General features: G+C 35.9%; 11 protein-coding genes and 1 rRNA gene. 6 read left to right on the top strand and 6 right to left on the bottom strand.

The annotated features are described in order from the left end of the window. The first annotated feature begins 1 nt into the window (after window position 1). Window positions 2-808 carry a hypothetical protein gene (locus NAT50_RS05100; RefSeq protein WP_250592070.1) on the top strand — a complete coding sequence of 269 codons (807 nt, stop codon included), beginning with the start codon at window positions 2-4 and terminating at the stop codon, window positions 806-808. Between the two features lie 99 nt (window positions 809-907). Here NAT50_RS05100 and dnaN read toward each other — a convergent pair whose 3' ends face one another. The 5 genes from dnaN to NAT50_RS05075 form a co-directional block, all read right to left on the bottom strand. Next, entirely contained in the window at window positions 908-2,026 is a 1,119-nt protein-coding gene (gene dnaN / locus NAT50_RS05095; protein WP_250592069.1) for a DNA polymerase III subunit beta, read from the bottom strand. A 119-nt stretch (window positions 2,027-2,145) separates the two neighbouring features. After that, window positions 2,146-3,810, bottom strand: a complete 1,665-nt coding sequence (gene gldG, locus NAT50_RS05090; RefSeq protein ID WP_250592067.1) for a gliding motility-associated ABC transporter substrate-binding protein GldG — start codon at window positions 3,808-3,810, stop codon at window positions 2,146-2,148. Further along, window positions 3,810-4,541, bottom strand: a complete 732-nt coding sequence (gldF, locus tag NAT50_RS05085; RefSeq protein ID WP_250592065.1) for a gliding motility-associated ABC transporter permease subunit GldF — start codon at window positions 4,539-4,541, stop codon at window positions 3,810-3,812. The genes gldG and gldF overlap by 1 nt, the downstream gene beginning before the upstream one ends. Before the next feature lie 81 nt (window positions 4,542-4,622). After that, a complete protein-coding gene (locus tag NAT50_RS05080) occupies window positions 4,623-4,919 on the bottom strand; it encodes a putative quinol monooxygenase (protein WP_250592063.1) in 297 nt (98 codons plus the stop codon). Between the two features lie 26 nt (window positions 4,920-4,945). Continuing rightward, window positions 4,946-5,773 carry an SAM hydrolase/SAM-dependent halogenase family protein gene (locus NAT50_RS05075; RefSeq protein WP_250592061.1) on the bottom strand — a complete coding sequence of 276 codons (828 nt, stop codon included), beginning with the start codon at window positions 5,771-5,773 and terminating at the stop codon, window positions 4,946-4,948. Between the two features lie 93 nt (window positions 5,774-5,866). Between NAT50_RS05075 and NAT50_RS05070 the strand changes: the two genes are divergently transcribed. The 3 genes from NAT50_RS05070 (at window position 5,867) to NAT50_RS05060 (ending at window position 10,232) form a co-directional block, all read left to right on the top strand. After that, window positions 5,867-6,817 (top strand): PhoH family protein, encoded by a 951-nt coding sequence (locus tag NAT50_RS05070; protein WP_250592059.1) that lies wholly within the window; start codon window positions 5,867-5,869, stop codon window positions 6,815-6,817. After that, window positions 6,786-9,170 carry a S9 family peptidase gene (locus tag NAT50_RS05065; RefSeq protein WP_250592057.1) on the top strand — a complete coding sequence of 795 codons (2,385 nt, stop codon included), beginning with the start codon at window positions 6,786-6,788 and terminating at the stop codon, window positions 9,168-9,170. Before NAT50_RS05070 ends, NAT50_RS05065 begins: the two co-directional genes overlap by 32 nt. Before the next feature lie 114 nt (window positions 9,171-9,284). Beyond that, complete coding sequence (locus NAT50_RS05060) at window positions 9,285-10,232, top strand: phosphoribosylaminoimidazolesuccinocarboxamide synthase (protein WP_250592047.1); 948 nt, start codon at window positions 9,285-9,287, stop codon at window positions 10,230-10,232. A gap of 98 nt (window positions 10,233-10,330) precedes the next feature. Here the strand turns inward: NAT50_RS05060 and NAT50_RS05055 are convergent, their stop codons facing one another. Further along, complete coding sequence (locus NAT50_RS05055) at window positions 10,331-11,419, bottom strand: M42 family metallopeptidase (protein ID WP_250592045.1); 1,089 nt, start codon at window positions 11,417-11,419, stop codon at window positions 10,331-10,333. Between the two features lie 80 nt (window positions 11,420-11,499). Here NAT50_RS05055 and NAT50_RS05050 point away from each other — a divergent pair, with 80 nt between their 5' ends. Then, window positions 11,500-12,183, top strand: coding sequence for a DUF4294 domain-containing protein (locus NAT50_RS05050; protein ID WP_250592043.1), 684 nt, complete (start codon window positions 11,500-11,502; stop codon window positions 12,181-12,183). Between the two features lie 856 nt (window positions 12,184-13,039). Next, a 16S ribosomal RNA gene (locus NAT50_RS05045) occupies window positions 13,040-13,161 on the top strand; the annotation flags it as partial.

Genomic DNA, 13,161 nt, shown 5'->3' with positions numbered 1-13,161 from the left:
AATGAAAAGTTTAATGGTTTCAATTATTGCTTTACTCGGATTGGGTTTGCAAGCGCAAGAGCAATTTCTAGCCTCACATTTTAATTGGTCGCCCAAAACGGCAACGCTTCAAAAAGAAATTTTTTATTTCAATCCAGAAACCAAGGCAAAAGAATGGACAAAAACGGAAATTTATACCTTTTACAATCAATATTTAGATTCTGTAATAGTGGATTTGGGCGATGCAAAAGAAATTACCAAATGTAAATTTAATATTGATAATTGTCTAGTTTCTAAAATCACGGATTATAAATTAAGTGAAACCCAAGACAAAACGTTGTTTTTCTATGATAAAGAATTACGATTAACCAAATCACAAGATTTTGTGCAAGGCAGATTGTTTTCGGAAACGAAATATTCGTATGACAAGCAAAATCGATTAATAAAATCGGTTTGTAAAGAAAAGGAAACAGGTTTTGCAGAAATTACGGAATATACTAATTACACTTCTGATGATAGTTATACCAAAACCTCTTATTACAATCAAGGGAAAAAGAAAGATAATTTGTCCGTCGAAATTTATAAAGAGGGTTTGTTAAGGGAAGGAAATTACCAAACTTTCGATTTAAAAAGTAAAGTCATATATCAGTACGACGAAAAACGAAATGTAATCTCAGAACAAAAAGATAACGAAGCACCAACCTTATATCAATACGAATATGATGGGGAAGGTAATCCAACGAAAATCATGATTTCAAATGCGCAAAACCCCTATGTAAATTCAGAAATTATTATAAAAAGTACCTATTCTGATTTTATGTCCAATTAAAAGGAGTAGTGATCTTTTGGATTTATTTACGTAACTGATTTAAAAAAAACCATCAGCTAAAAACTGATGGTTTCAGGAAATATAATTGGTTAGTTGGTATTAGTTATTCAACATTACAGGCATTACTAACATGGTCACGGTTTCACCTTCGTCTAAACCATCTACTGGTGTTAAAATACCAGCTCTGTTAGGCATAGACATTTCCAGCATGATCATGTCGCTTTGTAAATTGGTTAACATTTCTGTCAGGAAACGAGAGTTAAATCCAATTTGCATATCGTCTCCCTGATAATCACAGGTTAAACGCTCTTCGGCTTTGTTGGAGTAATCAATATCTTCCGCAGAAATGTTTAATTCCGCTCCAGCAATTTTCAAACGGATTTGGTGCGTTGTTTTGTTCGAGAAAATGGCCACACGACGTACCGAACTTAAAAATTGGGTACGGTCGATCATTAGTTTATTTGGATTTTCTTTAGGAATTACAGCCTCATAGTTAGGGTATTTGCCATCGATCAAACGACAGGTCAACACATAATTGTCAAAAGAGAAAGTCGCATTAGCATCGTTGTATTCAATAGTAACTTCGGCATCAGAAGTCGCTAAAATACCTTTTAGAATATTTAACGGTTTTCTTGGCATGATAAATTCTGCTACCTGAGAAGCTTTCACGTCTGTACGGGCATATTTCACCAGTTTGTGTGCGTCTGTTGCCACAAAAATTAAACCTTCGGTAGAAAACTGAAAAAAGACACCACTCATTACCGGACGCAAATCATCATTACCAGCGGCAAAAATGGTTTTGCTGATGGCTGTTGATAGCACTTCTGCCGGAACCAATGTTTTTGATGGTTCTTCCAGATTTACCGATTTTGGGAATTCTTCTCCCGGTGCATACGCTAAAGCGTATTTACCAGATTGCGAACTTATTTCTATAGTATTGTTTTCTTCTACTGTAAAAGTTAAAGGTTGTTCCGGGAATGTTTTTAAAATTTCCAATAATAATTTTGCCGGAACCGCTACACTTCCTTCACTGGTAGAGTCTATAGAAAGCGTGGCAGACATGGTCGTTTCTAAGTCAGAAGCCGAAACTACCAATTGGTTTTGTTTTAATTCAAACAAAAAGTTATCTAAAATAGGTAAGGTATTACTACTGTTAATTACGCTACCTAAAACTTGTAGTTGTTTTAATAAATAAGAACTTGATACTATAAATTTCATCATCTTGATTTTTCTACGTTCTTGTCTTTGTATAAAAGACTTTTTATAATTTACAAATATATCGCAAAGGAATAACTATTGAAAACAATTTTATTAACAAGAATTGAGGTTTTCAACAATTATCGGGCAAATTTTCTTCTTCTTAAATAATTCAGCGCTATTCCAAAAATGAACAGTATGAGTAATGGAAGCCCAACCGTTAGGATTTGCGTATAAGTATAGTTTTCATATACTTTTTCTTTGTCGAGTAGCGGTAAATCAACTTCTTTACTTCTGATGTTGATAAGTCCGTTGTCATCCAATAAATAATTTACCGCGTTCATTAGGAGTTCTTTGTTGGAATATACCTGATTGGTCCATTTGTCAAAACCTAATTCCAGCGGCTCTCCCTCGTTGTCCAACTGGTTTTTCATGATGTCGCCATCAGAAATAACGATCATTTTAGATGGTTTGTTAACGGCTTTAAAGCCTGGATCTTTAAAAGCCAGGACACGATTTTCAAAAACAGAATGGAATTTACCTTCCAACAAAAGGCCTACCGGTAGTGGTCCGGCGGTATAATCTCGCGGATCCGGTTTTTCATTAACCATGGCTAATTCTACTTCTACAGGCGTTCCGACTTTCTTGGAATACATGGAAGATTGCAAAAGAATGGTCTTTTTTATTCCGTTTTTAAGGGTGTCAATAGGGTTGGTAAATTCGAATTTGATTCCGTCAATATTGTTTACAATAGGATGCTTGGTCTGAGGGAAAATATAAGGAGAATAATTCCACGGATATTGCTGGTATTGTGTTTCGCTTCCTTTTCGTCCGGTTGCCAGGGCGATAGGAGCGCTTTGTAGGTCTTTGATTAATACGGGGTTGATACGAAATCCGTACTTAAAAAACATGTCGTTGAGACCTAAATCTATAGGAAAGGCAAGCCCTTCGCCTGATTGATTGAGACTTTCCAAGTCGATGTCTACCGCATCAATTAACCAAATCGCCTTACCTCCGTTGACGATGAATTGATCCAAAACTTGTTTTTCCGCATCGGTAAAAGTTGCTTTTGGCTTAGCAATAATGGCTAGATCGAATGTTTTTAATGCTTTTGAAAACAGCACAGGATCTTTAGAAACAGAGTCTAAAGGAAAAGGAGCAATAAAATAACTGTCCCGAACAGTTTGAAGGAAATCGGCTTTGAAAGCGTCAGGTAATTCTTTTTTTCCTTTGATCACTGCAATTTTTTTCTGCTTTTCGGTGGTTACTTTATGAAATCCATCGGCAAAAGCATATTCTAGGTGCTGTACAGAGCTCACTACTTTCTCTTCTGTGGTCGCTCCTAAACGGTTTTTTAATAAAGGAATTTTCGTGCTCTTGTCTTTGTAGGTGATAATAGCCCATGGGAAAACGACTTCTTCCGATTGTTTTCCTTTTTCATCTACCGTAATTTTAATGGGGGTTAATCCTCTTTCCAGAAAAGAATTCATGATAGCATCGGCCTGGTCCGGATCTTCTAATGGATTTACAAATTGATAAACAATATTGGAGTTGTAGGCTTTGAATTCGTCCAAAAGTTGTCTGGTCTCGGTCTGTAAACGTTTGAATTCGTTAGGGAAATTGCCTTCCAAAAAAACATCGATGTATACCGGTTCCTGAGCTTTTTTGATGATGTCTAAAGACGTTTCGGAAAGGGTATAACGTTGGTCCGCAGTTAAATCAAAACGATAAAAAATAAAATTTCCAACACTATTGATCACCAGTAAAATGACAACGGTTAAAACTAAAGTCTTTAATTTATTCATTATGATTTATAGGATTTTAGTTTGTAAACGGTTAATGAAAGAAATAGGATTACGATACTGATAAAATAAATCATATCCCGGGTATCCAATACGCCACGGCTCATGCTTTTGTAATGGTAATCCATTCCCAAACCAGCAATTACTGAGGCAAAACTTCCTAAAGCGGTAAAGTTAGCAATCCCCTGAAAGCCAAAATATAGGATAAAACTAAGTAACACGGCTAAAAGAAACGATACAATTTGATTGTCTGAAAGTGACGAAGTGTAAATTCCAATGGCTGTATAGGCTCCCATTAGGAATAATAAACCGAAGTAAGAACCTAAAGTACTTCCGAAATCAAGATTACCTTCAGGCAAACCTAGATCATAAATAACTTTAACGTAAACTAAGGTTGGAAGAATGGCAATAATCAGTAATACAAATGAGCCGAGAAATTTACCGCCAGCAATTTCGAGTAGGCTTAAGGGTTTTGTTAGTAGTAATTCCATAGTACCTTGTTTTTTTTCATCAGAAAAACTACGCATGGTAACAGCAGGAATCAGAAATAACAAAATCCAAGGCGCAATGGTGAAAAAAGGTGTCATATCGGCAAACCCCGAATTTAAGATGTTGTATTCGCCTTCAAAAACCCAAAGGAACAATCCGTTGAGTAAAAGAAAAACAGCAATAACCAAATAGCCTATGGGCGAACCAAAAAAGGAACGGAATTCTTTTAATAATATGGCTTTCATTTGCGGTTTAAAAGGTTAAAATTTATTTGAGCCACAAAAATAGTCGAAAGTTGTTTTTAAACAACGTTAAAATTCATCAAACTATTTTAGACTGACCAATTTATCAACACTCCAGGCTTCTGGCTTGTCATTGAAGAGTTTTTTGGTAAAGGTCCAAACCTCATTAAATAGTTCGGAATGACGATAATTCTCTAAATCTTCTTCGGTTTCCCAATAGCTGTAGGTAAAGAAAAGACAAGGATTGTTTTTGTCTTGGTATAATTCCAAAAATCGGTTACCGGGAGCATTTCGAATTTTTTCTTTCATGAGTTCGAAATTTTCCAAGAATGCCGGAATGTTTTCTTCGTGGAAACTTAATTTAACTATGCGTACGAACATTTTATTTTTTTAGAAAATTATCTTGATTATTTAAAGTAGACGCTAACCATGTCACGGTATTTTAGACCTAATAATGATTTAGCGGTACCGGTAGTTTTTGGATTACTTTTGTAGATGGCGATTTCCAAAAAACCAGCTTCGTTAAATAATGCCAGTTTTTCTCCTTCGTAATCCCTTAGGGTATAGCCTTCGCGAACCGTGAAATCCGAGTAAGTAGCGTGAATTTTTTTAATAGATTTTGTACCACATTTAATTTCAAATTCTCGGTTTTTACCCACTTCTTTGAATAAGGATTGCGGTATGTTCGTGATACAATTTCCAAAGTGGTCAATATATATTACATATCCTTTAATACTACTGAAATCGGCTGCTACAGATGGCTTTAATTCGCTTAATTCTTTAATACTGTTTATTTCTTTTCCAACTACACTTAAAGCACCTCCTTTGGCCAAATGATTGGCAACAGTAACAAAAGCGTCGATATCTGTCGAATAGGTGGGCAAACGGTCATGAATATTGATTTCCACAATTTTTTGTGGTTTTATTTTTTGGGTTAGGATACTCAAAATTCCATTGTCTGCACATACAAAAAAATGATCATTCCACTGCATAGCGATATGTCGAGTTTCTGCATTGCGTTCAGAGTCAACCCCTATAAGGTGTACGGTACCTTTTGGAAAGTTTTTATAAGTAGCATTAATCACATAACTGGCTTCAGAGATGTTAAACACATCAATATCATGTGAAATATCAATAATCTGAGCTCCGGGACTTTCGGAAATAATTTTTCCTTTAATAGATCCCACAAAGTGATCCTTTAAGCCAAAATCGGTAGTTAGAGTTATTATTGACATTATTTTGTTTAAAAACTATTGCTGAAATATTTTGTAAATTTACTAGATTTGAAAGAAACAAAACGAATTAATTGTTAACTAAATTTTCAGCTTTTGAACGAAAGAATTATCGAACTAGAAAATATAGCTCCAAAAGAATTTTGGGGAACCCATGACCGACATTTGGAAACCATTAAAAAATATTATCCAAAACTTAAAATTGTAGCAAGGGGTTCTACCCTGAAAGCGTTTGGAGAAGAGGAAGTATTGGATGAATTTGAAGTCCGATTCAGACGACTGATGAATCATTTTACTCGTTTTAATATGATTGATGATAATGTGATTATGCGAGTAATCGAAGGAAGTCCTCAACAAACGGGAGTAATGGATTCTAAAGATGAAATTCTGGTACACGGTCTCGGAGGAAAACTCATCAAGGCAATGACTCCTAATCAGCAAAAGTTAGTCGATTTTGTTCGAAAAAATGATATGGTGTTTGCCGTTGGTCCTGCAGGTACGGGAAAAACGTATACGGGAGTTGCGCTAGCTGTGAAGGCGCTTAAAGAAAAACAAGTCAAAAGAATTATATTGACGCGTCCCGCGGTAGAAGCCGGAGAGAACTTGGGTTTTTTACCGGGTGATATGAAAGAAAAACTAGATCCGTACATGCAACCGTTATACGATGCTTTGCGCGATATGATTCCTCCTCAAACACTAGAAGATTACATCTTAAAAGGAATTATTCAAATTGCACCTTTGGCATTTATGCGTGGAAGAACTTTAGATAATGCTTTCGTTATTTTAGATGAGGCACAAAACACCACACATTCTCAAATGAAAATGTTTTTGACCCGTATGGGTAAAAATGCAAAGTTTATTATCACCGGTGATCCTGGACAGGTAGACTTACCTCGTAGAACTATTTCTGGACTTAAAGAAGCGTTATTGGTTCTAAAAGATGTAGACGGAATCGGTATTATCTATTTAGACGATAAGGATATTGTACGTCACAAATTGGTGAAAAAAATTATAGATGCCTACAAAAGCATTGAAAATAATGATTAACAAGAACAATATGATTCAGCATAAAATTACCGCTTTTTTTGTTTTACTTACCGTTACCTTACAAGCACAGCAATTACAATTAGAGCAGATTATGAAAGGAGAGGCTTTTGTGGGAAGTTCACCCGAAAATCCTCGTTGGTCATTGGATGGGCAAAAGGTTTATTTCGATTGGAATCCTAAAAATGAACCGAGTGCTAGTGTTTATTTTTGGCAAAATGGTTTGAAAGCTCCAAAACAAGTAACTTCTCAGGAGGAAATAAATCTCTCCAAGATGAGATTCCTCAAAGGTTGGGATTCGGATACTTATTTTTTTACGGACCGAGGCGCTGTTTTTCAATACAAAGTAAAGTCAAAAACAGTAAAAAAGTTATATTACAATGATGAATCGGTTGCTAAAATAAGTTTGTCTTCCGATAAAGGAATTCTTTTTTTAGAGCAAAAAGACAACATCATTAAAATGAATTTAAATGACGGAAGCGTTGTTAAAATTACAAATTTTAAAAAGGGACAAGAAAGTAAGCCTAAATCTTCGGAGGGTTTTCTTAATGAACAACAAAGCGAACTTTTTCAATTTATAAGAGATCAGAAAGAGCGTAAAGCTTGGATGTCAAGCCAGCAAAAGAATACTTTTTCAGCATTTCCAAAGTCGTATTACTTTAATCAAAGCGATTTGGATAATTTATCGGTGCACCCGCAAGGTAAATTTGTGACGTTCTCTGAGGTGAACAAGCCGGAAGTTAAGAGTGAGAACATGGAAGTTTTTATAACCGATGATGGTTACAATCAATCGAAAAAGACCAAGGCAAAAGTTTCTGTGCAAAATTTCGTAAAAATGCGTTACGGAATTTATAATGTAGCGAAAGACACACTATACTATTTAGATTTTTCAAAATTATCAGGGATTAATCAGTATCCTGAATATTATAAGGAATACGAGAAACTAAAAAATAAAGAGCCAAAAGCTAAAGACCTTTATATTGATGCAACGCTATTTAACGAAAAAGGAAATTATTCGGTTATAGATGTCAGAAGTCAAGACAACAAAGACCGTTGGCTCCTTGCGGTGAATTTAGAAGAAAATCAATTTACAGAAATAGACCATCAGCATGATGAAGCATGGATTGGAGGTCCTGGCATACCTTCGTATTCTTATGCCAACCGAACTTTAGGTTTTCTGGCAGATGATGCTACATTGTATTTTCAATCTGAAGCTACAGGCTATTCTCATTTGTATACCTATCATTTAGGAACCAAAAGCAAAAAACAACTTACTTCTGGGCAATGGGAGGTAAGAGGAGTTACTCTAGCAGCCAATAAAAATTCCTTTTATGTTACAGCCAATAAGAATCATCCGGGGAATAGAGAGTTTTATAGTTTAACTACTGATGGCAAATTGATTCCAATTTTGACAGCCGAAGGAGCTTACGAAGTGAAACTGTCACCAGATGAAAAAACGATTCTAGCGCGTTATTCCTATAAAAATAAACCTTGGGAATTGTACGTGGGATCTAATATGCCCAAAGCAAAACTTCAGGTGATTACAGATTCGCAGTCGGAAGCTTTTAAAAAGTATCCTTGGCATTCACCGGAAGTCATTAGTTTTAAGGCTCAGGATGGGAATACTGTTTTTGCTCGTATTTACCAACCTACTAAAGAGAAGAAAAACAATGCTGCTGTTATTTTTGTTCATGGTGCAGGTTACTTACAAAATGCGCACAATTATTGGAGTACGTATCTAAGAGAATATATGTTCCATAATTTACTAATCGATAAAGGATATACTGTTTTGGATATCGATTATAGAGCTAGTGATGGTTATGGAAGAGACCATAGAACGGGAATTTACCGATTTATGGGCGGAAAAGATTTGTCGGATCATTTAGACGGTAAGAAGGTTTTAGTAGACCAATACGGCATAAATCCTGATAGAGTAGGGATTTATGGTGGTTCTTACGGTGGTTTCATTACATTAATGGCAATGCTTAACCAACCTAAAGAGTTTAAGGCTGGAGCGGCGTTACGTTCGGTTACGGATTGGGCACACTACAATCATGGGTATACGGGTAATATTTTAAATTTCCCTGAAACGGATCCTATCGCGTATCAAAAAAGTTCGCCGATCTATTTTGCCGAAAATTTAGAAGGCCATTTATTAATGTTGCACGGAATGGTAGATGATAATGTGGAGTATAAAGATATCGTACGATTATCACAACGATTTATCGAATTAGGAAAGAAAAATTGGACTTTAGCTTCTTATCCGGTAGAAGCACACGGTTTTAAAGAAACGTATTCGTGGGTTGATGAGTATTCGAGAATCCTAGATTTCTTTGAAACTCATTTGAAAGAGTAGTGGTTGTAAATCTTATAGTTTAGCTTAGTAAAAGTCGTTCTTAGGAACGACTTTTTATTTTATTTTCATCTAAAATCACTTACATTTGCCAAACAAAACAACAACACAACACGAATGAATACAATTACCTCGACCCATTTTAACTTTCCGGGTCAAAAATCCGTTTATCACGGTAAAGTTCGCGAAGTTTATAATATCAACGACGAAATTTTGGTCATGATTGCCACCGATAGGCTATCTGCCTTTGATGTCGTAATGCCAAAAGGAATTCCTTACAAAGGACAAATCTTAAACCAGATTGCTACTAAATTCATGCAATTAACTCAAGATATCGTACCCAATTGGCTAATCGCTACTCCAGATCCGAATGTAGCCGTTGGGCATTTATGTCAACCTTTTAAAGTAGAAATGGTAATCCGTGGGTGCCTTTCCGGACATGCTGCTAGAGAATACGCGGCGGGTAAACGAATGTTATGTGGTGTTGAATTACCGGAAGGATTAAAAGAAAATGATAAATTTCCAACTCCTATTATTACTCCTACCACTAAAGCTGCTGTAGGCACTCATGACGAAGATATTTCTAGAGAAGCAATTTTAGCCCAGGGAATCGTTTCCGAAGAAGATTACCTAGTATTAGAAAAATATACTCGAGCGTTGTTTCAAAGAGGAACTGAAATTGCGGCGTCGAGAGGATTAATGCTAGTGGATACAAAATATGAGTTTGGTAAAACAAAAGAGGGGAAAATTGTACTGATTGATGAGATACATACTCCGGATTCTTCTCGTTATTTTTATGCAGAGGGATACCAAGAGCGTCAGGATAAAGGAGAAGCTCAAAAACAATTGTCTAAAGAATTTGTTCGACAATGGTTAATCGCTAATGGTTTTCAGGGAAAATCGGGACAACAAATTCCAGAAATGACAGATGAATACATTGCAACTGTTTCAGATCGATACATTGAGTTGTATGAGAATATTATAGGAGAAAAATTTGTAAAAGCAGATATCTCCAATATCCATGAAAGAATAGAGAAAAATGTGGTCGCATTTTTACAACAATAAAATAAAAAGGGGCTGTTAAAAAAAAACAGCCCCTTTTAGCATTTAGATGGCAGGTAGACTAATTTATGATGTTAGTTTAAAAGACCATTCTACCTTTTTTATTTGAAATAAGAGAAATCTTCATTGTTTTCAATTTTCAATAAAGTTTCGTAAATCAATCGAATTACATTTTCCACATCTTCCTTGTGAACCATTTCTACAGTGGTATGCATGTATCGTAAAGGAAGTGAGATTAAGGCCGAAGCGACACCGCCATTGCTGTAGGCATAGGCATCTGTATCGGTTCCGGTAGCTCTCGAAGTGGCATGGCGCTGAAACGGAATTTTCTTTTCTTCTGCCGTATCTACAATTAGATCTCTAAGCTTGTTTTGTACAGCAGGAGCATAAGCAATTACGGGACCACGGCCAATTTTAAGATCGCCTTCAATTTTCTTATCAATCATAGGAGTGGTGGTATCATGACAAACATCCGTCACAATCGCCACATTCGGCTTAATTGTTTGCGTAATCATTTCGGCACCACGAAGACCAATTTCTTCCTGCACCGCATTTACCACGTACAAACCAAACGGCAATTTTTTCTTGTGTTCTTTTAACAAACGGGCTACTTCGGCAATCATAAAACCACCCATTCGGTTGTCTATGGCACGACATACCAATTTGTTTTCGTTCAACACCATAAACTCATCGGGATATGTAATCACACAACCCACGTGTATTCCAAGTTTTTCGACTTCTTCTTTGTTACTGCAACCGCAATCGATAAAAATATTGAATTGAGTAGCAGCCTCTTCTTTTCCGCGACCGCGCGTATGAATGGCAGGCCAGCCAAAAACACCTTTCACAATCCCTTTTTTGGTATGAATATTGACTCTTTTAGAAGGAGCAATTTGATGATCGGATCCCCCGTTTCTGATTACATAAATCAATCCGTCTTCTGTGATGTAGTTTACATACCATGAAATTTCATCGCTATGTCCCTCTATCAGCACCTTGTAGGGCGCGTCAGGATTAATAACGCCCACCGCATTACCATAAGTGTCGGTTATAAAAGTATCTACATAAGGTTTTAAATACTCCATCCATATTTTCTGACCTTCACTTTCATATCCTGTTGGTGAAGCATTGTTTAAATATTGCTCTAAGAAAGTCATTGAAGACTTCGTAAGTATAGATTTTGTTGACATAAAAATAATTTTTTGCTAATTTAATCATTTGGCATCAGACTTGCTGATTAATTTATATTTTTGACAAACAAATTTGAAGAATGAAACTACTTAACATCATACTTGTTTTTTTATTATTGGCATCGGGTTCTAAGGCGCAAATAAAAAAAGATTCCTTACAACTAGATAGTGAAATTCAAGACACCTTGGAAGAATTGCATTTTCAATTGGAAGAAGTATATGTAACCAATAAACCTAATTTTAAATCGGAAGAAGAGCGCAAACGATTTTTATTGTTGCAGCGTCGTGTTTTAAAAACATATCCCTACGCAAAAACAGCAGCGGATAAGTTAGTGATGTTAAATGAAGGAATGCAAGGATTGAAAAGTGAAAGAGACAAAAAAAAGTATTTCAAATTAGTAGAACATTATCTTACGAACGAATTTGAGGAGAAACTAAAAAAAATGAGTCGTAAAGAAGGTCAAATATTGGTCAAGTTAATTCACAGACAAACCGGATCGACCACTTATGATCTTATCAAGGATTTAAAGAGCGGTTGGAAAGCTTTTTGGTCCAACAATACTGCGCGATTATTCGATATCAACCTAAAAACACCATACGATCCTTATAATGTATCTGAAGATTTCGTGATAGAAGGAATACTGTACAAAGCTTTTTCCGAAAAAAAGTTACCCAATCAGCCCGCCAAAGTTCCTATGGAATATGCAGAGCTTGCCAAAGTTTGGAGAGCAAAGCTAAAAGCAATAAAAGAACAAAAAGAATAACGAAGGACACCTTTATATATAGGTGTTTTTTTTGTGTAATAATTAACGGAGCGGAATGATTTTTTGAAAGTCAGAGCGATCAAGTTCCACTAACACTTCGTATAGTTATAATCAAATTGACTATAGCGTGTCCCTTCGTTCCTTCGGGTCGGGTTTTACGCTGTATCTTTTATTTCGCGGGCTGCATAAAAGGATGCCGCTTCACCCCCTCACGCGGGCTTTAGGGTAGAGTTGAAGGAAGCGTTTTCAAAGTCACAATAATATAATAAGTATACCACGGATCAAGAATAGCCTCTGATTGATGACCGCTAAATACTATTTCAAAAAAACTTTTTTTTGTAAGTGATTGATTAGTAGGTTAGAGAGGATAAAGGTTAAAAAAATAGTAAAAAAAGGTTAGGAAATGTAAAAAGAAGTGGTACTTTTGCACCCGCAATCAAGCACAAGTTCATTATAATATTGTAAAAGAATCGGAGATAAGGTTTTGAAAAAAAACTTTAAAAAAGATTTGGATTGTAAAGGAAAAAGGTTTTACCTTTGCCACCCGCAAACGAACCAAGAAAGGGAGTTTGCAGGAAAAAGCAAAAGAGTTCTTAATTAGATATTGAAAAAAAACGGACTGAAAATTTTCTCAAAAAAAAGTTTCAAAAAGTTTTGCGAGTTTAAAAAAGTTTTCTACTTTTGCACCCGCTAACCGAGAGAGGTTGGTGATAATAAAAAAGAAGAATACGTTCATAGACATATTGGATTGACAGCCGTTTCAGATAGAGATATTTGAAACAAATAAAAATGAGAGTAAGAAGAATCGATAGATTCGAATAACCTAGCGTCTTTGTCTAAAAATATTTAAGATTATACGATGAAGAGTTTGATCCTGGCTCAGGATGAACGCTAGCGGCAGGCTTAACACATGCAAGTCGAGGGGTAGAGTTAGCTTGCTAACTTGAGACCGGCGCACGGGTGCGTAACGCGTATGCA

This window comes from Flavobacterium luminosum, from assembly GCF_023635005.1.
GTDB classification, from domain to species: Bacteria; Bacteroidota; Bacteroidia; order Flavobacteriales; family Flavobacteriaceae; genus Flavobacterium; species Flavobacterium luminosum.
Note: the sequence above shows the minus strand (reverse complement) of the source record. Positions and strands in the feature narration are given on the sequence as shown.

Coding starts and splice junctions, on each gene's coding strand:
- NAT50_RS05100 (WP_250592070.1), top strand. CDS start 2: ATGAAAAGTTTAATGGTTTCAATTATTGCTTTACTCGGATTGGGTTTG.
- dnaN (WP_250592069.1), bottom strand. CDS start 2,026: ATGAAATTTATAGTATCAAGTTCTTATTTATTAAAACAACTACAAGTT.
- gldG (WP_250592067.1), bottom strand. CDS start 3,810: ATGAATAAATTAAAGACTTTAGTTTTAACCGTTGTCATTTTACTGGTG.
- gldF (WP_250592065.1), bottom strand. CDS start 4,541: ATGAAAGCCATATTATTAAAAGAATTCCGTTCCTTTTTTGGTTCGCCC.
- NAT50_RS05080 (WP_250592063.1), bottom strand. CDS start 4,919: ATGTTCGTACGCATAGTTAAATTAAGTTTCCACGAAGAAAACATTCCG.
- NAT50_RS05075 (WP_250592061.1), bottom strand. CDS start 5,773: ATGTCAATAATAACTCTAACTACCGATTTTGGCTTAAAGGATCACTTT.
- NAT50_RS05065 (WP_250592057.1), top strand. CDS start 6,786: ATGCCTACAAAAGCATTGAAAATAATGATTAACAAGAACAATATGATT.
- NAT50_RS05060 (WP_250592047.1), top strand. CDS start 9,285: ATGAATACAATTACCTCGACCCATTTTAACTTTCCGGGTCAAAAATCC.
- NAT50_RS05055 (WP_250592045.1), bottom strand. CDS start 11,419: ATGTCAACAAAATCTATACTTACGAAGTCTTCAATGACTTTCTTAGAG.
- NAT50_RS05050 (WP_250592043.1), top strand. CDS start 11,500: ATGAAACTACTTAACATCATACTTGTTTTTTTATTATTGGCATCGGGT.